The organism is Sphingomonas endophytica, from assembly GCF_014199415.1.
Lineage (GTDB): Bacteria > Pseudomonadota > Alphaproteobacteria > Sphingomonadales > Sphingomonadaceae > Sphingomonas > Sphingomonas endophytica.
In genome coordinates, this window is sequence record NZ_JACIJN010000001.1 from 484,988 (window position 1) to 509,200 (window position 24,213).

At 68.9% G+C, this 24,213-nt stretch carries 24 protein-coding genes; 12 read left to right on the forward strand and 12 right to left on the reverse strand.

Annotation, left to right across the window (positions count from 1 at the left end):
• Positions 1-34 precede the first annotated feature (34 nt).
• Positions 35-1,345 carry a sugar porter family MFS transporter gene (locus FHS97_RS02305; protein WP_246346369.1) on the reverse strand — a complete coding sequence of 437 codons (1,311 nt, stop codon included), beginning with the start codon at positions 1,343-1,345 and terminating at the stop codon, positions 35-37.
• Between the two features lie 150 nt (positions 1,346-1,495).
• Between FHS97_RS02305 and FHS97_RS02310 the strand changes: the two genes are divergently transcribed.
• The 4 genes from FHS97_RS02310 to FHS97_RS02325 all read left to right on the forward strand — a co-directional run bounded on the left by FHS97_RS02310 (position 1,496) and on the right by FHS97_RS02325 (position 6,554).
• Positions 1,496-4,744: a glycoside hydrolase family 2 TIM barrel-domain containing protein gene (locus tag FHS97_RS02310; RefSeq protein WP_184032854.1), complete on the forward strand. Its 3,249-nt coding sequence runs from the start codon at positions 1,496-1,498 to the stop codon at positions 4,742-4,744.
• 243 nt (positions 4,745-4,987) lie between these two features.
• Positions 4,988-5,404, forward strand: coding sequence for a YbaN family protein (locus tag FHS97_RS02315; RefSeq protein WP_184033048.1), 417 nt, complete (start codon positions 4,988-4,990; stop codon positions 5,402-5,404).
• Positions 5,389-5,736, forward strand: a complete 348-nt coding sequence (locus FHS97_RS02320) for an HNH endonuclease signature motif containing protein (protein WP_184032856.1) — start codon at positions 5,389-5,391, stop codon at positions 5,734-5,736. The genes FHS97_RS02315 and FHS97_RS02320 overlap by 16 nt, the downstream gene beginning before the upstream one ends.
• A gap of 221 nt (positions 5,737-5,957) precedes the next feature.
• Complete coding sequence (locus tag FHS97_RS02325) at positions 5,958-6,554, forward strand: opacity protein (protein ID WP_184032857.1); 597 nt, start codon at positions 5,958-5,960, stop codon at positions 6,552-6,554.
• Positions 6,555-6,714: 160 nt separating this feature from the next.
• Here the strand turns inward: FHS97_RS02325 and rnc are convergent, their stop codons facing one another.
• Complete coding sequence (rnc, locus tag FHS97_RS02330; RefSeq protein ID WP_343053346.1) at positions 6,715-7,410, reverse strand: ribonuclease III; 696 nt, start codon at positions 7,408-7,410, stop codon at positions 6,715-6,717.
• Between the two features lie 2 nt (positions 7,411-7,412).
• On the reverse strand, positions 7,413-8,228 hold the full coding sequence (gene lepB / locus FHS97_RS02335; RefSeq protein ID WP_184032860.1) for a signal peptidase I: 816 nt from the start codon (positions 8,226-8,228) through the stop codon (positions 7,413-7,415).
• A gap of 95 nt (positions 8,229-8,323) precedes the next feature.
• On the opposite strand from lepB, the gene pgi reads away from it, so the two are divergent.
• From pgi to gorA, 4 genes are all read left to right on the forward strand, one after another.
• Entirely contained in the window at positions 8,324-9,814 is a 1,491-nt protein-coding gene (pgi, locus tag FHS97_RS02340; RefSeq protein ID WP_184032861.1) for a glucose-6-phosphate isomerase, read from the forward strand.
• A 44-nt stretch (positions 9,815-9,858) separates the two neighbouring features.
• Entirely contained in the window at positions 9,859-10,071 is a 213-nt protein-coding gene (locus FHS97_RS02345) for a type II toxin-antitoxin system VapB family antitoxin (RefSeq protein ID WP_184032862.1), read from the forward strand.
• On the forward strand, positions 10,068-10,463 hold the full coding sequence (gene vapC, locus FHS97_RS02350; protein WP_184032863.1) for a type II toxin-antitoxin system VapC family toxin: 396 nt from the start codon (positions 10,068-10,070) through the stop codon (positions 10,461-10,463). The genes FHS97_RS02345 and vapC overlap by 4 nt, the downstream gene beginning before the upstream one ends.
• Before the next feature lie 242 nt (positions 10,464-10,705).
• A complete protein-coding gene (gene gorA / locus FHS97_RS02355; RefSeq protein WP_184032864.1) occupies positions 10,706-12,055 on the forward strand; it encodes a glutathione-disulfide reductase in 1,350 nt (449 codons plus the stop codon).
• Between the two features lie 32 nt (positions 12,056-12,087).
• Here gorA and FHS97_RS02360 read toward each other — a convergent pair whose 3' ends face one another.
• The 6 genes from FHS97_RS02360 to FHS97_RS02385 form a co-directional block, all read right to left on the reverse strand.
• Positions 12,088-12,528 carry a hotdog fold thioesterase gene (locus FHS97_RS02360; RefSeq protein WP_311770233.1) on the reverse strand — a complete coding sequence of 147 codons (441 nt, stop codon included), beginning with the start codon at positions 12,526-12,528 and terminating at the stop codon, positions 12,088-12,090.
• Entirely contained in the window at positions 12,525-12,938 is a 414-nt protein-coding gene (locus FHS97_RS02365) for a vgr related protein (RefSeq protein WP_184033052.1), read from the reverse strand. The genes FHS97_RS02360 and FHS97_RS02365 overlap by 4 nt, the downstream gene beginning before the upstream one ends.
• 47 nt (positions 12,939-12,985) lie before the next feature.
• The gene (locus FHS97_RS02370; RefSeq protein WP_184032865.1) at positions 12,986-13,195 is read right to left on the reverse strand and encodes a hypothetical protein; all 210 of its coding nucleotides are present in this window, start codon (positions 13,193-13,195) and stop codon (positions 12,986-12,988) included.
• A gap of 61 nt (positions 13,196-13,256) precedes the next feature.
• Complete coding sequence (locus FHS97_RS02375; protein ID WP_184032866.1) at positions 13,257-13,694, reverse strand: copper chaperone PCu(A)C; 438 nt, start codon at positions 13,692-13,694, stop codon at positions 13,257-13,259.
• A gap of 100 nt (positions 13,695-13,794) precedes the next feature.
• Complete coding sequence (hrpB, locus tag FHS97_RS02380) at positions 13,795-16,215, reverse strand: ATP-dependent helicase HrpB (RefSeq protein WP_184032867.1); 2,421 nt, start codon at positions 16,213-16,215, stop codon at positions 13,795-13,797.
• Between the two features lie 197 nt (positions 16,216-16,412).
• Positions 16,413-17,405: an adenosine kinase gene (locus FHS97_RS02385; protein ID WP_184032868.1), complete on the reverse strand. Its 993-nt coding sequence runs from the start codon at positions 17,403-17,405 to the stop codon at positions 16,413-16,415.
• Positions 17,406-17,492: 87 nt separating this feature from the next.
• Here FHS97_RS02385 and FHS97_RS02390 point away from each other — a divergent pair, with 87 nt between their 5' ends.
• The 3 genes from FHS97_RS02390 (at position 17,493) to FHS97_RS02400 (ending at position 19,901) form a co-directional block, all read left to right on the forward strand.
• Positions 17,493-18,161: an EI24 domain-containing protein gene (locus FHS97_RS02390; protein ID WP_184033054.1), complete on the forward strand. Its 669-nt coding sequence runs from the start codon at positions 17,493-17,495 to the stop codon at positions 18,159-18,161.
• Positions 18,158-18,532 (forward strand): hypothetical protein, encoded by a 375-nt coding sequence (locus tag FHS97_RS02395; protein WP_184032870.1) that lies wholly within the window; start codon positions 18,158-18,160, stop codon positions 18,530-18,532. The genes FHS97_RS02390 and FHS97_RS02395 overlap by 4 nt, the downstream gene beginning before the upstream one ends.
• A gap of 67 nt (positions 18,533-18,599) precedes the next feature.
• Positions 18,600-19,901, forward strand: coding sequence for a cation:proton antiporter (locus FHS97_RS02400; protein WP_184032872.1), 1,302 nt, complete (start codon positions 18,600-18,602; stop codon positions 19,899-19,901).
• A gap of 48 nt (positions 19,902-19,949) precedes the next feature.
• Here FHS97_RS02400 and FHS97_RS02405 read toward each other — a convergent pair whose 3' ends face one another.
• From FHS97_RS02405 to FHS97_RS02415, 3 genes are read right to left on the reverse strand one after another with little or no spacing between them, the layout of a single operon-like run.
• Complete coding sequence (locus tag FHS97_RS02405; protein WP_184032874.1) at positions 19,950-20,243, reverse strand: hypothetical protein; 294 nt, start codon at positions 20,241-20,243, stop codon at positions 19,950-19,952.
• Complete coding sequence (locus FHS97_RS02410) at positions 20,236-21,801, reverse strand: PepSY domain-containing protein (RefSeq protein WP_184032876.1); 1,566 nt, start codon at positions 21,799-21,801, stop codon at positions 20,236-20,238. Before FHS97_RS02410 ends, FHS97_RS02405 begins: the two co-directional genes overlap by 8 nt.
• Entirely contained in the window at positions 21,798-22,100 is a 303-nt protein-coding gene (locus FHS97_RS02415; RefSeq protein WP_184032877.1) for a DUF3649 domain-containing protein, read from the reverse strand. The genes FHS97_RS02410 and FHS97_RS02415 overlap by 4 nt, the downstream gene beginning before the upstream one ends.
• A 343-nt stretch (positions 22,101-22,443) precedes the next feature.
• Here FHS97_RS02415 and FHS97_RS02420 point away from each other — a divergent pair, with 343 nt between their 5' ends.
• Positions 22,444-24,213, forward strand: a complete 1,770-nt coding sequence (locus FHS97_RS02420; protein WP_246346370.1) for a type I secretion system permease/ATPase — start codon at positions 22,444-22,446, stop codon at positions 24,211-24,213.

The following is a 24,213-nucleotide window of genomic DNA, read 5'->3' on the forward strand; positions in this document are numbered from 1 at the left end:
GCCCATAGCCTACATGCGAATGATTATTAATAGATCAATCCGCACCAATCGCTTCCAGTGAGCGCTGCTTGGTTTCCGGGAAGAACATCAGCACTACCACGAACTGCACCGCCATCATCGCCGCAAAGACGACGAACGGCAGCCCGCGCGTGTGCGCCGCGATCACCGGGAAGGCCATCGCGATCACCGCATCCATCGCCCAGTGCGTCGAGGAACCGAGCGCCTGCCCGCGCGCGCGGACGTCGGTTGGGAAGATCTCGCTGATATAGACCCAGATCACCGCACCCTGGCTGAACGCGAAGAAGGCGATGAACGCGATCAGGAGCGCGAGCAGATATTGCTGCCCCTGCCCGCTCAGGAACACCGCCGCCGTCCCGCCCAGCGCCAGCGTCAGCCCGACCGACCCGATCAGCAGCAACGTCCGCCGCCCCAGCCGGTCGATCACCAGCAGCGCCAGCGCGGTGAACACGAAATTGCACAAGCCGATCGTCACCGCCTGCCGGTCGGCGGACACCGCGTCATAGCCCGCCGCCGCGAAGATATCGTTGAGGTAATAAAGGATCGCATTGATCCCGGAGAGCTGGTTGAACGACGCCACCGCAAAGGCGAGCAGGATCGGCTTGCGGTGCCGCGCCCACGACAGCCGCGGCGCGCTGCCCACCGCCACCGCCGCGGCGGCACGCGCATAGCTGTCCAATTCGTGCCGCGGATCGGCGACACCCAGCCCGACCAGCACCGCCTCGGCCTCGTCCTCGCGCCCCTTCGCCGCCAGCCAGCGCGGGCTGTCGGGGATCGTGAACATCAACGACAGCAGCAGCAGCGCCGGCACCGCGCTGATGCCCAGCTTCACCTGCCAGTCGCCCGCGCCCAGATCGAAGCTGCCGACCACCGCATTGCTCAGATACGCGGCGAGGATGCCGAGCACGATGTTGAGCTGAAAGGTTCCCACCATCAACCCGCGCCGCTCGGCGGGCGCGATCTCGGCGAGATAGACCGGCGCGAGCACCGACGACGCGCCGACCGCCAGCCCCGCCATCACGCGGAACACGATCAACGCCGGCCAGCTCCACGCGATCAGGCATCCCAGCCCCGACAGGCAATAGAGCAGCGCGATCCCCTTCAGCGCATTGCGCGCGCCATAGCGATCGCCCGGCAACCCGGCGAGCAACGCCCCCGCCAGCGTCCCCCACAAGGCCGCCGACACGGTGATCCCGACTCCGCTCGCGTCGAGCGCAAAGGCGTTGCGGATCCCCTCGGTCGTCCCCGCGATCACCGCGGTATCGAAGCCGAACAACAGCCCCGCCAGTCCGCCCACCAGCACGCCGCGCAGCAAGGTCGTGTTCAAAAGATCGTGCTCCGCCCGCATCGTCCGCCCCGCGCGGCCCGGTTTCGCACAGGGACCGCAAAGTGCGGGCGCCGTCAACCCGCACGCTCTTGGCAAAGCGGGGCGCAGCCGGTACTTGTCTTACAAAATGACTTAATCGGGAGGGTTATCATGCATCATGTCGGCCAGCGCCGGAGCGCTGTTCTTGTCGCAGCGTTGCTCGCCGGCGTCTCGGGCCATGCCGCCGCGCAGAACGGCGCGCCGCCGGTGCCGCTCCAGCCGCAGATCGACCCGCAGCGGCCCGATTGGGAAAACCCCGGCGTCAATTACATCGGCCGGATGCCGGCGCACGCCACCGGTTTCCCGTTCGAGACGCGCGACAAGGCGCTCGCCGGCCACCGCACGCAATCGTCGCGCTTCCTGTCGCTCAACGGCCAATGGCAATTCAGCTTCTCGCCCAATGCCGACACGCTCCCGACCGGCTTCGAGCGTCCAGATTTCGACGCCTCCCAGTGGAAGACGATCAAGGTGCCCGCCGACTGGCAGACCGAAGGCTATGACCAGCCGCGCTACAACAACATCACCTATCCCTTCCCCCCCAACCGCCCGCTGATCCCGCACGCCACCAACCCGGTCGGCTCGTACCGCCGCACTATCGACCTGCCCGCCGGTTGGTCCGGGCAGGACGTGGTGCTGCACATCGGCGCGGCCGGCTCGGCGTATAAGGTGTGGGTCAACGGCCAGCAGGTCGGCTATTCCGAAGACAGCAAGCTCCCCTCCGAGTTCGACGTCACCCGCTTCGTCAAGGCGGGCGCGAACACCGTCGCGATCCAGGTGTTTCGCTGGTCGGACGGCAGCTATCTCGAGGATCAGGATTTCTGGCGCGTCTCGGGGATCGAGCGCGAGGTCTATCTGATGGCAGCGCCGAAGACCCGCATCCGCGACTTCTTCGTCCACGCCGGGCTCGACGAGAGTTACCGCGACGGCAAGCTCGCGGTCGATCTGTCGGTCGCGCCGGGCGCCGCGGTCAGCGCGCGCTACGTGCTGATGGACGGCGACCACATCGTCTCGCAGGGCCGCGCCCCGCTCGCCGCCGGTGACGCCGATCGCAAGACGACGCTTTCCGCCACCGTCGCGGGGGTGAAGCCGTGGAGCGCGGAGACGCCCAACCTCTACATGCTGCTGGTCGAACTGTACGACGCCAGGGGCGCGATCATCCAGTCGACCTATCAGCGGATCGGCTTCCGCACCGTCGAGATGAAGAACGGCCTCGTCAGCGTCAACGGCAAGCCGATCACGATCCGCGGCGTCAATCGCCACGAGCACGACCCGGAAACCTTCCACGTCGTCAGCCGCGAGTCGATGGAACACGACATCCAGCTCATGAAGCGCAACAACATCAACGCGCTGCGCACCTCGCACTATCCGAACGACCCGTATCTCTACGAACTCGCCGACCGCTACGGCCTGTACGTCATGGACGAAGCCAACATCGAGAGCCACGCCTATATGGAGATGGGCAACAACCATCCCCGCCAGCGCAGCGTGTATCAGCTCGGCTTCGACCCCGCTTGGCAGTCGGCGCATGTCGACCGCGTGCTCAACATGGTCGAGCGCGACAAGAACCATCCCTCGATCATCTTCTGGTCGCTCGGTAACGAGGCCGGGATCGGGCCCAATTTCGCGACCGCCGGCACCGCCGCCAAGACGCGCGATCCGGGCCGGCTCATCAGCTATCTCGGCTGGGGCACCTATGAGGGCGTGCAGCAGCACCGCCCGAACTGGTTCGCCGACATCTACGCGCCGATGTACGATCCGGTCGCCAAGATGGAGGATTACGCCACCAACTGGAACTACAAGCAGCCGATGATCCAGTGCGAATATGCGCACATGATGGGCAATTCCGGCGGCAACCTGAAGGAATATTGGGACACGATCTACGCGCACCCCGACAAGCTGCAGGGCGGCTTCGCATGGGACTGGGTCGATCAGGCGATGTATCGCTACACCAAGGACGGGCGACGCTATTGGGGTGACGGTGGCGAATACGGCCCGAACCCCGGCGGCGACATCGAGTTCGGCGACGGGATGCTCCAGGCCGACCGCACCCCCAATCCGCAGCTCTACGAGGTCCGCAAGGTCTACGCGCCCGTTCAGTTCACCGGCTATAACGCGAACGCCGGCCAACTGACCGTTTCCAACCGCCACGATTTCCTCGGCGCGGACGCCTATGATTATAGCTGGGAAGTGCTGGAGAATGGCGTCGCGGTCGCGCGCGGCACGCTGGCGGCCCCGACCGTCGCCGCTCATCAGAGCGCGCGCGTCGCGCTGGCGCCGACCGGCTTCACGCGCCGTCCCGACGCCGAATATTTCCTGACCGTCAGCTACCGCGCGAAGGCCGGCACAACCCCCGGCGTCGCGGCGGGCACGCTGGTGGGCTGGGAGCAATTCCCGCTCGGTGCCTCCCCGACCGCCGTGGCGGCGGCGGACAACGGCCCGGTCAAGCTCGACAATCGCGGCGGCACCGTCCGTCTCTCGGCGGGCGACACCGAGCTGGTGATCGACCGCAAGACCGGGCTGGTCGATCGCTATGCGACCGGCGGGCGTGTGCTGCTGTCAGGCGGCGCGCCCAACTTCACCCGCGCGCTGACCGACAACGATCTCGGCGTCGGCAGCGAGAAGCGCAACGTGCCGTGGCAGCGCGCCACCGACGAGCGCGTCGTCGAGGGCATCGACACGCAGAAGCTGCCGGGCGGCGGCGCGGCGGTGACCGTCCGCTGGCTGACCGGCGGCGATGTCGCGCGCTTCTCGACCCGCTACCAGATGGCGGCGGACGGCAGTGTCGCGGTGACGGGCGACTTCCAGCCGCTCGACACAACGCTCGGCGATCCGCTCCGCATCGGCCTGTCCTACGTCACCCCACGCGAGTACAAGACCGTGCAATGGTACGGGCGCGGGCCGCACGAGAGCTACAGCGACCGCAAGACCTCGGCGCCGATCGGCCTGTGGCGCGGCGACATCGCGGCGCAGAACCACGATTACCTCCGCCCGCAGGAAACCGGCAACAAGGTCGACGTGCGCTGGATGGAGCTGGTGCGCGGGGCCGATGGCGGCCTGCGCGTCACCGGCGACCAGCCGCTGTCGATGAACGCGCTCGCCTTCCCCTACACCGAACTCAACCGCCGCACCCCCGGTACGCGCAAGAGCACCGACATCGTTCCGGGCGCGAACGGCAGCCTGCTGGTCGATGCGGTGCAGTCGGGGATCGGCGGTGACACGCAATGGAGCGACTGGGGCCGTCCGCTCCCGCAATATCGCATCAAGCTCGCGCCGCTGCGCTACGGCTTCACGCTGTCGCCGGTTCCCACCGATGCGCATGGCACCGGCGCGAAGCCGGCCAGCGCGACCGGGGAGGAATAAGAGACGTCGCGTCGCCCCGGCCGTAAGCCGGGGCGACGAGCGTGAGTAAGGCGCGCGATCCACAATCCGTCATCCCCGCGCAGGCGGGGATCCAGACGCGCAGGTCGTCGTAAGAGCAGCAACGTCAGAGGTTCTGAATTCCCGCCTTCGCGGGAATGACGGTAATAGTGGTGGCACGGCACCGTTCCACCACCCGGGACGTTCCCCGCCCACCGCAGAGGAACCGCGACGATCGTGACCGACCTGCCCACCGACCCGATCAAGCCCGGCCGCCTCCACGCCGCGGCGCGTTATGGCTGGCTGGCGCTCGGCTTCTTCTTCGTCGCACTCGGCGTGATCGGCGCGCTGTTGCCGCTGATGCCGACCACGATCTTCCTGATCCTCGCCGCGGGCTGCTTCGCGCGTTCCTCCCCGCGGCTGGAGGCGTGGCTGCTCGACCATCCGCGCTTCGGCCCAACCTTGCGCGCGTGGCGACGCGACCGCGCGATCCCGCGCCGCGCCAAGTGGCTCGCCTGCAACGGCATCGCCGCCGGCTACGTGATCTTCCTCGTCACCGCGCATCCGCGCCTGCCGCTCGCCTTGATCGTCGCCGCGGCGATGGCGGCGTGCGCGCTCTTCATCCTCTCGCGCCCGTCGCCCGCCGCATGGTCGGACGCATAAGGCGCAAGGCCGGGCTCGCCGAAGCCGACGCGCGCGCGCGCAGGGTCGATACGGCACCCGCACTCTGCGCGCTTTGCGCACGCCCGCTCGGCACCCGCGTCGAATGGCACCACGTCATCCCGCGCAGCGAGGGTGGCACCGACACCGTTCCGCTCCACCCAATCTGTCACCGCGCGATCCATGCCGCCGCCGACAATGCCACGCTCGCGCGCGCCGGGACGCTCGACGCGATCCGCGATCTGCCACCGCTGAGTCGCTTCCTGCGCTGGATCGCGGACAAGCCCGCCGACTTCCACGCGCCCACCCGTCGTCGCCGCGATCCGCTGCAATAAGGCCGCATTGCGGCGCAGCATTCCGACTGTGGCCGTGATGCGGCACTGATGTTCATCTTCTCGACAGATTGCGTGTCTTTGAAGCAACACTGCACGGGTTCCACATCAGAATGGCGTTTTTTGGCGCAACCAAGCGGGGGAGGCGTGGTTAGAGCAGTCCCCGGCCCGGCCGCACCTGGTGCTGCGACAAACCGGGCAACGAAACTGTATTGAGGTATAATATGCGTAAGCTCGTTCTTGCGGCCGTTGCCGCATCCGCCGCGTTCGTCGCCACCCCCTCGCTCGCGCAGGACATGTCGACCACCGACACCACCACCGCGACCGCGCCGGACGGCACCCGCGCATTCGGGATCGAGCCGTATGTCGCGGTGCGCGGCGGCTGGGAAGAGTTCCAGAGCGACAGCGTTCCGGGCGCCCCGCGTCAGAACAAGCTGAACGGTTCGCTGGTCGAGGGTCTGGCCGGCGTGAACATTCCGCTCGGGCCGGTGTTCGTCGGCGCCGAAGGCAACGTTGCCAAGGGCGTGTCGGGCGACATCGACTGGCAGTATGGCGCCGCCGGCCGCTTCGGCTTCCGCGCCGGCGACAGCGGCCTGATCTACGGCAAGGTCGGCTACCAGTGGGTCAATTTCGACAAGCGCGTGAACACCGATCGTGACTTCCACGACATGACCTACGGCATCGGCTTCGAGGTCGGCCCGAAGGACATCGGTCTCGGCGGCATCACCAGCAACTCGGGCATCCGTCTGCGTGGCGAAGTGTCGAGCTACGGCTGGACCAACAGCTTCCGTCCGACGCTGGGCATCGTCGCGCACTTCTGATGCGCTGACGACAGGTTTCCGATCGTCGAAGGGAGCCTTGGACGATCGGGCCGCACCAGTTGCGTTTCGTGCGGGGAGAAAAGGGCGGGGCCGGATGGCCTCGCCCTTTTCCTTGTGCGGTCAACATCGCTGGTCGCGCACGACGCGTTGGAGCGTCGGCTTACCGCCGCCGCTTGCGCCGCGGCGCAGCCTGCGTGCTCAACACGTCCAGCAGCGCCTGCGCGGCCGCGGTCTCGGCCTCCTGCTTGCTGGTCCCCTCGGCGCTGACCTCGTCCTTGCCGACCGCCACCCGGACCGTGAAGCGCGGCGCATGGCCCGGGCCGGCGCGATCGACCAGTTCATAGGCCGGCACCGCGCGCCGGTTCGCCGCCGCCCATTCCTGCAACGCCGATTTCGGGTGCTGCGGTGCCTTGTCGTCGCTGTGGATGCGATCCGCCCACAGGCGACGCACCGCCGCGCGCGCCGCATCGAGCCCGGCGGTGCGATACACGGCGCCGAGCAGCGCCTCCATCACGTCGCCGAGCAAATTGTCGCCATGCTGTGCGCCATCGTCGCGCGCCTGCTTGCCGAGCCGGACATGCGCCACCGCGCCGATCCCGCGCGCCACCTCCGCGCAGACCGCGCCCGTCACCAGCGCGTTGAAGCGCTTCGACAATTGCCCCTCGGGCTCGTCGGGGAACACCTCGCTCAACCACTCGGCCATGATGAGCCCGAGCACGCGATCGCCGAGAAATTCGAGCCGCTCGTAGCTCTCGCCGGCATGGCTCGAATGCGTCAGCGCGCGCTTGAACAATTCCGGGTCGTCAGGCCGAACCCCCAGAACCTCGTTCACCCATGACGCGACATCGTCGCTCACGCTCAGAAGCCGTGCCCGATCCGGCTGAACCGCGCCGCCGACACCCAGGTCCACGGCTTGATCCATTCCGCCGAGCCGTCGGTCGACCAGAAGGTGACCAGCGCCTTGCCCTGGATACGCTCCATCGGGATGTACCCCATCCCCTCCGGGGGCGCGAAGCGGCTGTCGGCACTGTCGTCGCGATTGTCGCCCATCAGGAACACGTCACCGGCCGGAACGGTGTACACGTCGGTGTCGTCGGCGATCGGCAGGTCGCCCTGATCGAGCACCTCGTAGCTGCGTCCGCCCGGCAGCGTCTCGCGGAAGCGCGGATAGCGACAGATCGGCTGCCCGGCCTTGTCGACGTCCTGAAACTCCGCGCCGCACTTCTCGGCCGGGAAATTGGGGGTCAGCGGCACGATGAAGTCCGCGACCCGCTGCTTGGGGATCGCCTTGTTGTTCAGGAACAACTGGCCGTTCCGCATCTGGATCGTATCGCCGGGCAGCCCGATCACGCGCTTGATGACGTCATGATCGTCCGGCCCGAGCGAGCGGAACACCACCGTATCGCCGCGCGTCGGCGTGCTCGCGAAGATCCGCCCGGGGATCAACGGAATGCCCAGAGGAAGCGACCAGCGCGAATAGCCGTAATTCCACTTCGACACGAACAGATAGTCGCCGATCAGCAGCCGCGGGAGCATCGATTCGGACGGGATCGAGAACGGCGAGAAAATGAAGCTGCGCAGGACGAACACGAACAACGCCAGCTTCAGCAGGAAGCGGATCGTCTCGCTGGTTTCGGAACGCGCGGGCTTGCCGGGGGCAGCGGGGGTGGCCATGAAGCACCGCGTCGCGCAACCGCTCGCCTTCGTCAAGCGGAGCCTTGGCTCGCGCGAACGGTTATGCCCCGCAATTGGTCGGAAGGAAGATGCAGATGGCGGATTGGTCGAAGATCGAAGCGCTCCCGAAAGAGCGTCTGGAGACCTTGTTCGCGAACGACGCGGATCGGCTGGCGAAGCTGTCGCTCGACGTCGCCGGCATCCATTTTGACTGGTCGAAGACGCATTTGACCCCGGAGGCGGTCGCCGCCTTCGAGGCGCTGGCGAAGGAAACCGATCTCGCCGGCAAGCGCGAGGCGATGTTCGCCGGCCAGAACGTCAACGTCACCGAGGATCGCCCGGTCGAGCACACCGCCGAACGCGGCGAGGGCAAGGACGAGAGCGTGGCGCGCGCCGCCGCCTATCACGCGCGGATGCGCGCGGTGATCGACGCGATCGAGGCCGATGCGTTCGGCCCGATCCGCAGCGTCCTCCACGTCGGCATCGGCGGCTCTGCGCTCGGTCCGCATCTGCTGATCGATGCGCTCGGCCGCGACAGCGACCGCTACGACGTCGCGATCGTCTCGAACGTCGACGGCATGGCGCTCGACGACGTGTTCGACCGCTTCGATCCGGCGACGACGTTGCTGGTCGTCGCCTCGAAGACCTTCACCACCACCGAGACGATGATGAATGCCGAGAGCGTCATCGCGTGGATGACCGGTGCGGGCGTCGAGGACCCCTATGGCCGTGTCATCGCGCTGACCGCCTCGCCCGAGAAGGCGATTGAATGGGGCGTCGACGAAACGCGCATCCTGCCCTTCTCCGAAGGCGTCGGCGGCCGCTACTCGCTTTGGTCGTCGATCGGCTTCCCGGCGGCGATCAAGCTCGGCTGGGAGCAGTTCGAGGAACTGCTCGATGGTGCGGCGGAAATGGACCGCCACTTCCGCCTGACCGCGCTCCACGAGAACGCGCCGGCGCTCGCCGCCTTCGCCGACCTCTATTACACGCAGGTCCGCCATGCCGAGACCCGCGCGCCCTTCGCCTATGATGAACGATTGCGGCTGCTCCCGAGCTACCTCCAGCAGCTCGAAATGGAATCGAACGGCAAGGGCGTGACGGTCGACGGCCAGCCGGTCGGGCGTCCGACCGCCGCGATCACTTGGGGCGGAGTCGGCACCGATGCGCAGCATGCGGTGTTCCAGCTGCTCCACCAGGGCACCCACCTCGTTCCCGTCGAATTCCTCGCGGTGATCGAGGCGGGCGACACCCTTCCGGCGGAGCACCACCGCCAGTTGCTGCTCAACGCCTTCGCGCAGGGCGCGGCGCTGATGAAGGGCAAGCAGGTCGACGATCCCGCGCGCAGCTATCCCGGCGATCGCCCGTCCTCGACGCTGCTGCTCGACCGCCTCGACGCACGCACGCTCGGCGCTTTGATCGCCTTCTACGAGCACCGCGTGTTCGTGAACGGCGTGCTGCTCGGCATCAACTCGTTCGACCAGTTCGGCGTCGAGCTGGGCAAGGAAATGGCCAAGGCGGCGGCGAAGGGCGGCGGCGACTTCGACCCCTCCACCACCGACCTGATCGCGCGCGCCGGTCTGGCGTAGGCACGCGCGGCTGCTTATGTGTGTGGCTCTGCGGAGCCATACACATGCGGACCAATATTGAGATAGATGATCAGCTCATGGCGGAGGCCATGCGGATCACGGGAAAGACCACCAAGCGCGATGCCGTCCATGAAGCCTTGGCGCGCCTCGTGGAGCTCGACCAGCAGGCCACCATCCGCCGCCTGCGCGGCACGATCGACTGGGTCGGCGATCTCGATGACATGCGCACCAGCAAGTACCTTCCGGCGGACACGTGATCCTTGTCGATTCCGGCGTGTGGATCGACTATTTCGGCGGTGGACGCACGGCACAGGCTGAGTGGCTCGATGCGCAACTGTCCCGTCGCCGGTTCCTGATCGGTGACCTGATCCTCGTGGAGGTGCTGCAAGGGTGCCGCACCGACCGGCAATTCGAGACGCTGCGCACCGCTCTCGCCAAATTCCGCTCCATGCCGATCGTCGATGCGGACGTGGCCCTGCAAGCGGCCCGCAACTATCGCACGCTGCGGGCGCTTGGCGTTACGATCCGCAAGACGATCGACACGCTGATCGCGACCCGCTGCATCGTCGACGGCATCCCGCTCCTCTACAGCGACCGCGACTTCGACCCCTTCGTCGCGCATCTCGGCTTGCGCCCCGCCATGACGTAACCTCTCGCCTTCGTCATCCCCGCGGAGGCGGGAATCCAGATGCGCAGGTTTCTCGATAGCGCCGCAACCGCCGGAGGTTCTGGATTCCCGCCTGCGCGGCAATGACGAGGAAACCCCGCCCTGTCCTACGCCACCCTGCCCTGCTAACAGCGGCACCATCCGGCCCGCCGCTGGTTCACGATTCAAATCCAACCCGCGATCGTCTCAACATTCGCAACATTCGCGCCCACGGAGCCCGTTCCATGTCCGACTTCGACTACGACCTTTTCGTCATCGGCGCCGGCTCCGGCGGCACGCGCGCGGCGCGCGTGTCGGCGGCGCACGGCGCGAAGGTGGCGGTGGCGGAGGAATATCGCGTCGGCGGCACCTGCGTGATCCGCGGCTGCGTTCCCAAGAAGCTGCTCGTCTACGGCGCGCATTTCGCCGAGGATCTGCGCGACGCCCGCCACTTCGGCTGGGACGTGCCCGATGACTGCGCCTTCAGCTGGCCGCGGCTGCGCGACAATGTGATGAAGGAAGTGGACCGCATCAACACGGCCTACACCACGACGATCGAAAGCTCGGGCGCGGAGATCATCCACCAGCGCGCGACGGTTTCCGGCCCCAACGAGGTCACGCTGGCCGACGGCACGCGGAAGACCGCCAGGACGATCCTGATCGCGGTCGGTGCGCACCCCAGCATCCCCGAATGCCCCGGCCATGAACATGGCATCACCTCGAACGAGGCGTTCCATCTCGATAGCGTCCCCAAGCGCATCCTGATCGCGGGTGCAGGCTATATCGCCAACGAGTTCGCGGGTATCTTCCACCAGCTCGGCGCGCACGTCATCCTGATGAACCGCACCAAGGAAATCCTGCGCGGCTACGACCTGCAGATCCGCGACCGGCTCCTCCAGATCAGCATGATGAAAGGGCTGGAATTCCGCTTCGACGCCGCCTTCCAGGGGATCGACAAGGGCGAGGACGGCTGCCTGACCGTCCATATGTCGAACCATGAGCCGGTGACGGTCGACCTCGTGATGTTCGCAACCGGGCGCAAGCCGAACACTTACGGCCTCGGGCTGGAAACCGCGGGCGTCGAACTCGACGACCACGGCGCGATCAAGGTCGACGACGACAATCGCTCGACCTGCGCATCGATCTATGCGGTCGGCGACGTCACCAACCGGATCCAGCTCACCCCGATCGCGATCCGCGAGGGGCAGGCGTTCGCGGACAACATGTACGGCGGCAAGTCGACCAAGGTCGATTACGACTGCGTGCCCTCCGCGGTGTTCAGCCACCCGCCGCTCGCCGGTGTCGGGATGACCGAGGCGGAGGCGCGGCAGAAGCTCGGCTCGGTCAAGGTCTATTCGTCGGACTTCCGCCCGATGAAGAACGTGCTGGCCGGCCGCGACGAGCGCGCGCTCTATAAGATGGTCTGCGACGGCGAGACCGACCGCGTCGTCGGCATCCACATGATCGGGCCGGATGTGCCGGAGATCATCCAGTCGGCCGCGGTGGCGGTGAAGGCGGGGCTGACCAAGGCGCAGTTCGACGCGACCGTCGCGCTCCACCCGACGATGGCCGAGGAACTGGTGCTGCTGAAATAGGCGGGCAAGTGAAATGACGGGGCGGGGCGGGATCACCCCACCCCGCCCCGCCCCGCCGGGATCACCGCCGCCGTCATCCGCGCGAGACACACCAGCCGCTCCGCCTCGTCGGTCACCCGGATCGTCCACACCTGCGACGACCGCCCGCGCGCCTCGCTGATCGCGGTGGCGTAGACGAACCCCTCGCCGACCGGCCGCAGGTGGTTGGCGTTGATCTCCATGCCGACCGCCGCGGAGGTCGCCGGATCGAGCGTCGCCATCGCCGCGACGGAGGCGACCGTCTCGGCCAGCGCGACCGAGGCGCCGCCATGCAGCCGCCCGTACGGCTGCCGAGTCCGCTGGTCGACCGGCATCCGCGCGCGCAGCCAGTCATCCCCGGCGTCGACGAACTCGATCCCGAGCAGGCCGGGCATCGACCCCGCACAGCCCGCGGTCAGGGCACCAAGATCGAGAGGGGAATGCCAGATACTCACGCATGCTCTCCGAACGGCAGGATGGTTTCGTAGCGTGCCAGCTCCGGCGCGCCCGGCACGACCGCGCCATGCCGCAACAGAAAGGCGTGGCGAACGATCTCGGCCTGTTGCTCGAGGCCATAACGCTCCAGCCGCCAGCCGGGCCGGATCGCATAATCGTAGCGGCAGAACGGATGACGCTTCAGCGGGAGGAAAATGCCCTGCTGGTGCTGCCAGATGTGGCACATTTCATGGATGAACAGCCCCTGCCTGTCGAGCGAGGTGGCGGCAAAGTCATCGCACCACAGGTCGCCCTTTGGGTGGAAGTGAATACAACCGCGCGGCGCCATCACCACGTCGCGCGGCTGGAAGAACGCCCATTTACGGTTCGCCAGCCGCACCGCCCCATAATCGATCGCATTGCCGTACATCGACTGCGCCAGCGCCACCTCCGCTGCCGTCAGGGATCGCCGACCAACTATATCCAAAACTCCGCAAGCAGCAGGAACGGACTCGTTCCAATGCACCGATCACAGGAATGCTCCAGCCACAAGATCAACAAGCCGCCGATCACCACCGGGATGGCGATACCGGGCGCCGCAAGCATGCCGATCACCTCGCGATTGCCGTAATGAAGCGCCACCAGCACCGCGATCGACCCAGCGACCAATTGGGCGAGAAGCGTCACGACGAAACGAAGAACCGCCTCCGCCCCGCTCGGCGTTCCATCCGGCGGCCGGAACCGCGGCTCACTCCGGGGCGACATCGCCCGCCGCGATCACCTTAGCCTCGACCTGCGTCGAGGCACCATCCGCGAAGCGCAACGTCAATGGCAGGCGCGATCCCGGCATCACTGTGCCCGGCACGTCGAACAACATCACGTGCTGCCCGCCCGGCGCGAACGCGACATCGGTCCTGGCCGGCACCGGCACGGTCGCCAGCGACTCCATCGTCACCGTCCCGTTCGCGGTCATCTTGCTGCCATGCATCTCGGCACGGGAGACGCCCGGCGCCTCGACGCGCACCAGCGTCATATCCTTCGCTCCGCCGTGCAGCGCGAAATAGCCCGCCGCCGGTCGCCCCGGCACCGCCGCCAGCCGGATATAGCCATCCTCCGCCACCGGGGCCGCGCCCTGCGCCGAACATCCCGCCGCGAACACTGTAACTGCCATCATCAAGCGGCGCATGACCGTCTCCCCCGTCCTGTACCCGGATGTACGGTCGCCCACCAACGCGGGCAAGCGCCGTCGTCCGCACCCGTACGTCGCGTCAGCCGCCGCCCGTCGGTCACTTGTTGCGGCGCGCATCCGCATTCTTGGTGCGCAGCGTCGGCGCGGCTGCGGCAGGGTCGTCGGGCCATGGATGCCGCGGGTAGCGCCCGCGCATCTCGCGCGCGACGTCGCGCCAGCTCCCCTGCCAGAAACCGGGCAGGTCGCGCGTCGTCTGGATCGGCCGCCCGGCCGGCGAGGTCAGCGACAGTACCAGCGGCACGCGCCGCTCGCCGACCACCGGATGCTCGGCCAGCCCGAACAGTGCCTGCACGCGCAGCTCGACGGTCGGCCCCGCCTCGGCGGCATAGTCGATCGCATGGGTCGATCCCGCCGGGCTGGTGAAATCGGCCGGCGCCAGCCGGTCGATCTGTCGCAACGCATCCCAGCCGAGCAACGTGCGCAACGCCTCGGCCAGCGCGCCCGGCGCGACCGCATCGAGCCGGCGCTTGCCCGCGACCAGCGCCGGCAACCACTCGTCGAGCCGCTCGACCAGCGCCTCGTCGGCGAGCGCCACGCCCGCATAGGCCGCGCGCGTCCGCAACGCCCGCGCGCCCTCCGACCATGGCAGCAGATCGACGCCATGCGCTCGCACGCCCTCGACCAGCGCCGCCGCCACCAAAGCCGGGTCGGCCTGGCTGTCCGGCCCGCTCGACACGCGGATCGCGCCGATCCGCCGTTCGCGCAGCGGATGGACGCCGCCGGTCGCCGGATCGAACACCGCGGTCCGGCGCGTTTCGATCCGCTCGGCGAACAGCGCCTCGACCTCGCCCGCATCGATCGCCGCGCCCGACAGGATGCGCGCCCCCGCCGCCATCCCCTGCGTCTCCGCGACCGCGAGCCACTCGGCGCGCGCCAACGACGACGTCGCATCGAGCCGGAACCCACGCCCGCCGGCCGAGACCCAGCGCTCGCCGCTCGCATCGCGGCGCCGCGCGACGCGGTCCGGAAAGGCGAGCGCCACGCACGCCGCGATCGTATCACCGCTACCGTCGCGCCCCGCGCTCGCCGCCCAGCGCTTCGCCAGCCCGCGCGCATTTTCCGCCTTGGGCGAGCGCTCGCCGCGCCAGCGTTGCAGCCGCAATTCGAGGTCGGCATCCTGCCCGCCGAGCCCACGCTCCTGCAACAGCACCGCAATCTCCGCCGCGAGCCGCTTGTCGCCCGCACTCAGCAGCATATGCGCCAGCCGCGGCGTCATCGGCAGCCGCGCGATCCGGCGACCATGCGCGGTCGGCCGCCCGTCCGCATCGATCGCCCCAAGCGCCGACAGCCGAGCACGCGCTTCGTCGATCGCCACCACCGGCGGCGCATCGATCCAGCGCAGCGCCCGCGGATCGGCGATACCCCACAAGGCGCACGCCAGCACCAGCGCCGACAGATCGGCCTCAAGGATTTCGGGCGGGTCGAAGCGCGGGATGCCCGCGGTCGCCGCCGCCTCCCACAGCCGGTACGCGACCCCCGGCCCCTGCCGCGCCGCGCGCCCTGCGCGCTGCGTCGCCGCCGCCTGGCTCGCGCGCTCGGTCACCAGTCGCGTCATCCCGGCGGCGCGATCGTAGCGCGGGCGGCGCGCGAGCCCGCTGTCGACCACCACGCGAATGCCGTCGAGCGTCAGGCTCGTCTCCGCGATCGAAGTCGCCAGCACCAGCTTGCGCGCGCCATCCGGCTCGGCGCGGATCGCCGCGCGCTGCGCCGCCGGATCGAGGCTCCCGTGCAACCGGTGGAGCCGCACGCCGGGCACGTCGCCGATCCGCTCGGCGGTGCGCTCGATCTCGGCAACGCCGGGCAGGAAGGCGAGCACGCCGCCCGTCTCCTCGGCCAGCGCGCGCCGCACCGCCGCTGCCATCGCATCCTCGATCCGCGCCTCGGCGGCTCGACCGATGTGGCGCAGGTCCAGCGGATAGCTCCGTCCCTCGCTCTCGATTACCGGTGCATCGTCCATCAGCGCCGCGAACCGCGCGCCGTCGAGCGTCGCCGACATCGCGACCACGCGAAGATCAGGGCGCAACCCGGCCTGCGCATCCAGCGCCAGCGCGAGCCCGAAGTCGCCGTCGAGGCTGCGTTCGTGGACCTCGTCGAACAGGATTGCCGACACGCCGTTCAGTTCGGGATCGTCCTGCAACCGCGCGGTCAGGATGCCCTCGGTCACGACCGTGACGCGCGTCGCCGCCGACCGCTTCGTGTCGAGCCGCGTCGCATAGCCGAAGGTACGCCCGACCGGCTCCTCGACCTGCGCCGCCATCCGCTCCGCCGCGGCGCGCGCGGCGAGCCGGCGCGGGCTGGTGACCAGCACCTCGCCCGTGCACCATTGCTCACCGATCAGCGCAGGCGCGACCGCGGTGGTCTTGCCCGCCCCCGGCGGCGCAACCAGCACCGCCGACGACCGCGCGCGCAGCGTGGCGAGCAGGTCGGGGAGGACAGCATGGATCGGCAACGAGGTCACGCGCGGACCTCTGCCAGATCGAGGCGAGGTTGAGAACCGCTTCCCCCACCCCGTCGCCCCTGCGCAGGCAGGGGCCTATGGCTGTAGAGTGGGAGTAGGACGCTGACACAAAGACGACGTGCCTGTGTCCAAGGTCACAACCCGACGAAACAGACATGGGCCCCTGCCTGCGCAGGGGCGACGGGACTAATCGCCGATCAAACCCCCGCGGTGATCGCCTTCAGGTCGACGATCGGCCGTGCGCCGAAATGCTGGATCACCTCGGCGGCGCAGATCGCGCCGAGCGTCAGCGACGCCTCCAGCGACTTGCCCTGCGCCTGCCCATGGAGGAAGCCCGCCGCGAACAGATCGCCTGCGCCGGTCGTGTCGACCACCTTGTCGATCGGCTGCGCGGGCACCACCGTGCGCTCGCCGCCCGCGACCGCCATCGCGCCGCGCTCGGCGAGCGTGACGACGACCAGCGGCACCTTGCCCTGCACCGCCGCGACCGCCGCATCGACCGAGTCGGTCTGCGTCAGGAACATGATCTCGGTCTCGTTGGCGAACAGCACGTCGATCAGCCCCTGATCGATCAGCGCGTGGAAGGCATCGCGATGCCGGTCGATCACGAACTCGGCCGACAGCGTGAAGGCGACCTTGCGCCCTGCCCCGCGCGCGATATCGATCGCGGCGCGCATCGCGGCGCGCGGCTCTTCCGGGTCCCACAGATAGCCTTCGAGGTACAGATAGCGCGCGTCCGCGATCAGCGCGGCGTCCAGCGCCTCGGCCGGCAGATAATGCGACGCGCCGAGGAAGGTGTTCATCGTGCGCTGCCCGTCGGGTGTCACGAAGATCAGGCAGCGGCCGGTCGTCGGCGCCCCGGCGCGCGAGGCGGTGTCGAAGCGGATGCCCGCCGCACGGATGTCATGCGCGAAAACCTCGCCGAGCTGGTCGTCGGCGACCTGCCCGATGAACGCGCACCGGCTGCCCAGCGCCGCCATCCCTGCGATCGTGTTCGCGGCCGATCCGCCCGACACTTCCTGTCCCGGCCCCATCTTCGCATAGAGCGCGTCGGCTTCCTCCGGCGAGAAGACCAGCGCCATCGCACCCTTGGTCATGCCGTTGTCGGCGATGAACGCGTCGGTGGCGGGCGAGAGGATGTCGACGATGGCATTGCCGATCGCGACCACGTCATAGCGGGGTTCGGTCAAGATCACGGTTCCTGGCAGCAGGGAAAGCGCCCGCCTAGAGTGCGGTTGCGGCTTGCGCAACGGCCAAGCGCGGCGCATCCCGCGCTGATGGTGCGTGCGTTCTGGCTCTCGGTCCGGCAACTCGGCGACCCCGCGCTGCTGCGCGTGCTCGCGCTGTCGCTGGCGATCACGCTCGGCCTTTTCGTCGCGCTCGGCGCGGGCGTGTGGTGGCTGATCGACGATGCGCTGGCCGGGGTGAGCTGGCACGCCACGCTCGCCGGGGTGGCCGCCACGCTGCTGACCGTGCTCGGCGGCTGGCTGCTGTTCCGCGCGGTGGCGATGCTGGTGATCGGGCTGTTCGCCGACACGATCGTCGCGGCGGTCGAGCGGCGCCACTACCCGCAGGCGCTGGCGAGCGCGCGCGCGGTGTCGCTGGGGCGCGGCCTGCGGATGGGGCTTGCCTCGGCGGGACGGTTCATCGCGGTCAACCTGCTTGCCGCGCCGGTCTATGTCGCGCTGCTCGTCACCGGGGTCGGCACCGCGGCGGCGTTCTTCGTCGTCAACGGCTGGCTGCTCGGGCGCGACCTCGGTGAGATGGTTGCGGCGCGTCACCTTCCCGCTGCGGCGATGCGAGACTGGCGTGCGGCGACCGCCGGACGACGCTTCGCGCTGGGACTTGCCGCGACCGGGCTGTTCGTGGTTCCGCTGCTCAACATCCTCGCGCCCGTGCTGGGCGCGGCGATGGCGACACACCTCTTCCACGGGACCCGCCGATGAAGCCCCTCGCTCCCGCTGCGCTGCTGCTCCTGCCCGTGCTGGCGGGGTGCGCGACCACCACCGCGCAGCGTCCGGCGGTGGCGCGCGCGATCCCGGTCGCGCTGCCGACGCTCGGGCTGGAGGCGGTGATGGGACAGGATGCCGCGCATCTGACGCGCACCTTCGGGCAGCCCGATGCCGATGTTCGCGAGGGCAGCGCGCGCAAGCTGCAATTCTCCAGCGCGATCTGCATCCTCGACGCCTATCTTTACCCGGCCGCGGACCGCGGCGAGCCGCGCGTCACCTGGGTCGACGCGCGTCAGCGCGACGGCAGCAGCATCGACCGCGCGAGCTGCGTCGCCGCGCTCAACCGTCGCACGGGCGGCCGATAGCGCCGACATCGCCGTTGAGCGCGGCGCGCCCGCCGGCTAGCCTGCCCAAAACGGGTGGGGATTCGCGATGGCACCGGCGCAGCTCAGCGTCATTTTCTTCATGCAGCTGTTCGCGATCGTCGCGGTCTCGCGCGGGGTCGGCTGGCTGGCGAAACGCTATCTCGGGCAGCCACAGGTCGTCGGCGAGATGATCGCGGGCGTGCTGCTCGGGCCGTCGCTGCTCGGGCTGCTCGCCCCCGAATGGCAGGCGCTGTTGTTCCCCAAGGAGACGCGCGGGCTGCTCTATGCGGTCGCGCAGCTCGGCGTCGGATTGTACATGTTCATCGTCGGGCTCGGCTTCCGCGCCGACCATTTCCGCAGCAACGCGCGCAGCGCCACCGTGGTCTCGCTCTCGGGCATGATCGCGCCGTTCGCAGTGGCGATCGTGCTCGCACCGTGGCTGCGGTCGATCCCCGGGCTGTTCGGTCCGACCGTCACCGCGACGCAGGCGGCACTGTTCACCGGCGCGTGTATCGCGATCACCGCATTCCCGATGCTCGCGCGCATCATCCACGAGCGCGGGCTGTCGGGCACCCCGCTGGGGACGCTGTCGCTCTCCGCGGGCGCGATCGACGACGCAGGCGCATGGACGGTGCTGGCGGTGGTGCTGGCGACGTTCGGCGACGGCGCGGGCGTGGCGATCAAGGCAATTGGCGGCGCGGCGGTGTTCGCGGTCGTGGTGCTCGGCATCGGGCCGCGCGTGCTGCGCCCGCTGGGCACGCGCGCCGCGCGCACCGGGGTGGTCGGCCAGACCGAGACCGGCATCGCGCTGATGCTGTTCCTGCTTGCCGCCTTCGCGATGGACGCGGTCGGGATGCACGCGGTGTTCGGCGGCTTCCTGCTCGGCGTCGTCATGCCGCGCGGCGCGTTCGCCGAGGGGCTCCGGCGGCAGCTCGAGCCGATGACCGTGCTGCTGCTGCTCCCATGCTTCTTCACCTTCAGCGGGCTCAACACGCAATTGGCGCTGGTCGCCGATCCGGCACTGCTCGTCGTCACGCTGGTTGTGCTCGCCGCCTCGATCGTCGCGAAGGGCGGCGCGTGCTGGGCGGCGGCGCGACTGACCGGGCAGGACAATGCCACCGCGCTCGGCGTCGGCGCGCTGATGAACGCGCGCGGGTTGATGGAGCTGATCATCATCAACATCGGGCTGGCGCGCGGGATCATCGGGCCGGCGCTGTTTTCGATGCTGGTGCTGATGGCGATCGCGACGACGCTGATGACCGCGCCGCTGTTCGAATACGTTTACGGACGGAAGGCACGCGCGCGGGGCGAACTGGGGGCGCTCGATGAGGAAGCCGCGCCGCCCGCTGCGCAGCGGGCGCTCTCGTAAGCGTGTCGCCTCCGTCTCGGCCCGTAGGAAAGAACCTCGGTTCGGCGCTCAGGAGCGGCGCAGCACCCGACGGACCGGATAGAAGACCGCGCCGGGGGCGATCGACAGCGCCAGCACCACCGCCACCGCCGCGATCGACGCGCAGGTCAGCAGCCGCACCCAGCGTTCGCCGTCCATCGGCGTGCCGACCCGCACCAGCGCCAGCGCGATCAGCAGCGCCGCGCCGCTGCGCAGCGCACGCACCGCGCGCTCGCCCGAGATCCCCGCCTCACGCCGGAACTTGTACGACGCCGCCGCCAGCAGCACGAACGCCAGCGCGCACAGCAACACCCCTTCAAACATGCACCACCTCCCGAGTCCGGCGCGCCGTGCGTACGGCTTGCGGCCGCGCCGCGCGCCACGCCGCGATGCCGAGCAGCGCCGCCACGCCCAGCATTGCTAGATCGAAACCCATGAACAGCCCGTCACCGGCGCGCCACGACGCCAGCAGCCCGCGCGACGTGGTCAGCGCGTTGGCGACCGGGATCGCGACATAGACCGCGGCGCCGATCGCGAAGAGGATCGCCCACGCCTGTTTCGCCGGGCGCAGCACTTGCAGCACCGCGGCTGCGCCCCAGCCATAGAACATCGCCGCGACCTCGACGTCGGCGCGGCCCTCCGCCGCTGCCGGGATCACGCGATTGGCGAGCAGATACACACCCATCCCGATCGGCAGCCCGGCGATCGTCGCGATGTTCAACCGTTCGACCAGCCGCAACCCGAAGAAGGGCTTGGCGCCCGGTTTGCGCCGTGCCGCGGTCCACAGCAGCAGCCCCGTGCCAACCATCGCTGCCCCGGTCAGCCCGAGCAGGAACAATAACCAGCGCAGCGCCGGCGCGGCGAAGTGCGCAAGATGCAGCCCGAGCATGACTCCCGCCGTCGACACCGCCGCGCCGGCGCCGCTCGGCGGCTGGAGCAGCGCGCCCGACACCCCTGAATAGACGACCGTGCCCGCCCGTGCGTTGAGGCTCGACTCGGCAGCGCCGCTGACCGCGACGGTCGCGGCGGCGTCGCCGGGTTGCTGCACCACCACGCGCGCGGCGGGCATGTGCAGCCGCGCTTCGGCATCGCGCACCAGCGGCGCGATCGGCACCAGCGGCGCGGGTCGCCCGCTCGCCTCGGCGTCGCGCGGCAGGCCATAGGCCTCGCGCCCGAAGTCGAGCGGCTGCTTGTAATTGATCGCGATCGGATAGGGCAGGTACATCAGCACCAGCGTCATCAACCCGGTATAGGTGATGACCGCATGATAAGGCAGCGCCAGCACCGCCGACACATTGTGCGCGTCGAGCCAGCTCCGCTGCCCCTTGTTCCAGCGCAAGGTGAAGAAATCGGCGAAGATCCGCTTGTGCGTCACCACGCCCGAGATGATCGCGCCGAGCATGAACATCGCGCACACCCCGGCCAGCCAGCGTCCCCAGGGATGCGGGAGCTGCAACTGGAAGTGGAAGCGGTAGAAATGCTCGCCGCCGCGCGTGTCACGGGCATGGATCGGCGCGCCCGTCGCGGGATCGAGCACCTGCTCCGCGAGGCGCTTGCGCCGCTTGCCCGGCCTGGCGTCCTTCGCCGCGGCATCCGGCTTGGGAGTCGCATAGACATGGGTGACGACATCGCGGTCGTTGGGGAGCTGGATGAACCATTGCTGGTCGCGGATGCCGTCACGCGACAATTGCGCGACCGCCGACTGCGCCGCGACATCGCCCGCGGTACGGTTCATCGGCAGCTCGGGCTGCATCCAGCGCGTAATTTCGGGGCGGAAATAGCTGGCGGTGCCGGTCAGGAACATCGCAAAGAGAATCCAGCCGGCGAGCAGCCCCAGCCAGCTGTGGATCCATGCCATCGACTGACGCAGCGAGCGCGTCACGGCCGCACGCCCAGTAGCCAGACCGCCGCTCCGGCGAGGATCGCCGCGCCCCAGACTCCACCGGCGACGCGCGCAAGCCGCGGCTCGTGGAAACACCACAATCCTACCACCGCGTAGAACAGGAACCCCGGAATCATCGCCCAGACGGTCGCATCGACTCGCGCGATCGGCAGCAGCCGCGCAACCAGCGTCGCGACCAGCGCGGCGAGCGCGTACCCGCCGAAGAATGCGGTGAAACAGCGCGCCACCATTGCCAGCGCGGCCACACGGATGTGGCGCGTGCGCGCTGCGGGCATCATGGGCCGCTCCACCCGCTGCATCAGCATTCGCCACCTCCTTTCACCCCAAGGTGGCGCGGCTATATCAGCGATTGCGACTGACTAGCAATAGTGACGCGATATTTTCCTCGACTCGCCGATGCGACTTCCAAGAGGCGCGCCTGCCGCCCGCATGCCCCAGGCGACGCGATCCGCACCGCCGCAGCGGTCCGGCCACGCCATGGTAGCGATTTGTTTAACCATTACTGCGATGTGGGCGACGGGAAAGGGAACACCAGACCAGCGTGCGGTGCGATCCGGAGTAAGGATGCGGGCCGCACGTACCCGTCGCTTTGACGAAACGGTGATGCTAGGCGTTGGTTCCATGATGATAACCACGAATCCGGGTGCCGAAGGTCCGATGCGGGCGGCGCTGTCGCTGTGCCGCCGCCATATCGTGGCGGCGTTCGGGTTCAGCGCCCTGGTAAACATCCTCTACATCGCGCCCACGCTCTACATGTTGCAGGTCTATGACCGCGTGGTGCCGACACATGGGCGGCTGACCTTGTGGTTCCTGACCGCGGTATTGCTGTTCGCGCTCGTCACGCTGTCGATGCTCGACCGGGTGCGCACGCGCTTGCTGGTCCGTGCCGGGGTAAGGCTCGATGCGACGCTGGCGCCGCTGCTGCTCGACGCGACGATCGGCCGCCCCGACCAACCGGTCGCGCGGCAGGCGCTGCGCGAGTTCGACAACGTTCGCCAGACGCTCAGCGGCCCCGGCGTGCTTGCGCTGTTCGACGCGCCGTGGACGCCGATCTATGTCGGCGTGTGCTTTCTCGTCCATCCGGTGCTCGGGGTGGTCGCACTGGTCGGCGGGACGATCCTGCCGCTGATCGCGTGGCGCAACGAAAAGGGCACGCGCACCGCGCTTGAACGGGCGCAGATCGCCGCCACCACCAGCTACGCCAGCCAGGAAGCGATGCTCGGCGGCGCGGAGGCGGTGCGCGCGCTGGGGATGCGCCGCGCGATGGTCACCCGGCAGTTGCGCTATCGCGAGACGATGCTGGCGCTGCAGACCCGCGCCGGCTTCACCGGCGGCAATTACATGACCGCCACCAAGTTCGTCCGGCTCGCGCTGCAAAGCCTCGCGCTCGGGCTCGGCGCGTTGCTGGCGATCGACAACCAGATATCGGGCGGGTCGATCTTCGCCGCCTCGTTCCTCATCTCGCGCGCGCTCGCCCCGATCGAGATGCTGATCGGCAGCTGGAAGGGGATCGCGCAGGCGCATGGCAGCTACCTGCGGCTCGACAAATTGCTGACCGAGACGCAGACGGCCGGCGCGGTCACGCAGCTCCCTGCTCCCAAGGGCACGCTGCGGCTCGAGAATGTCACGCTGTTCAACGACACGCGCGACGGCACGATCATCAGCGACGTCTCGCTGCCGATCGCGGCGGGCGAGGTGATCGCGATCGTCGGGCCGAGCGGCGCGGGCAAGTCGACGCTCGCGCGGATCATCGCCGGCGCGATCCGCCCCGATCGTGGCCGCGTCCGCATCGACGGCGCCGACGCGACCGACTGGGATCCCGAGCAGCTCGCCGAGCATATCGGCTATCTCCCGCAGGATCCGTCGCTGTTCGCGGGAACGGTGAAGGAGAATATCGCGCGCTTCCGCACCGAGCTGGCGCATGATCCCGCCGCGATCGACGCCGCCGCGATCAAGGCCGCCGAGCGCGCCCGCGCCCGCGAGCTGATCCAGCGCCTGCCGGGCGGCTTCGACCATGAGCTGAAGCCCGGCGGGCGCGGGCTGTCGGCGGGTCAGGCGCAGCGCGTCGCGCTCGCCCGCGCGATGTTCGGCGATCCGGCGGTGCTGATCCTCGACGAGCCCAATGCGCATCTCGACGCCGAGGGCGACGGCGCGTTGCTCGCCGCGATCGATCATTACAAGAAGGCCGGGCACACGATCCTGGTGGTGAGCCACAAGCTCGGCATCCTGCCGGTGGTCGACAAATTGCTGGTGATGCGCGGCGGTCGCGTCGAGATGTTTGGGCCGCGCGACGAGGTGTTGCCCAAGATCGCGCCGCAGCGCCCGCGCGCGGTGCCCGCCGCCCCTGCCAAGCCCGCCCCCACGATCACCGCCCCCAGCGCGAGCGCCTGA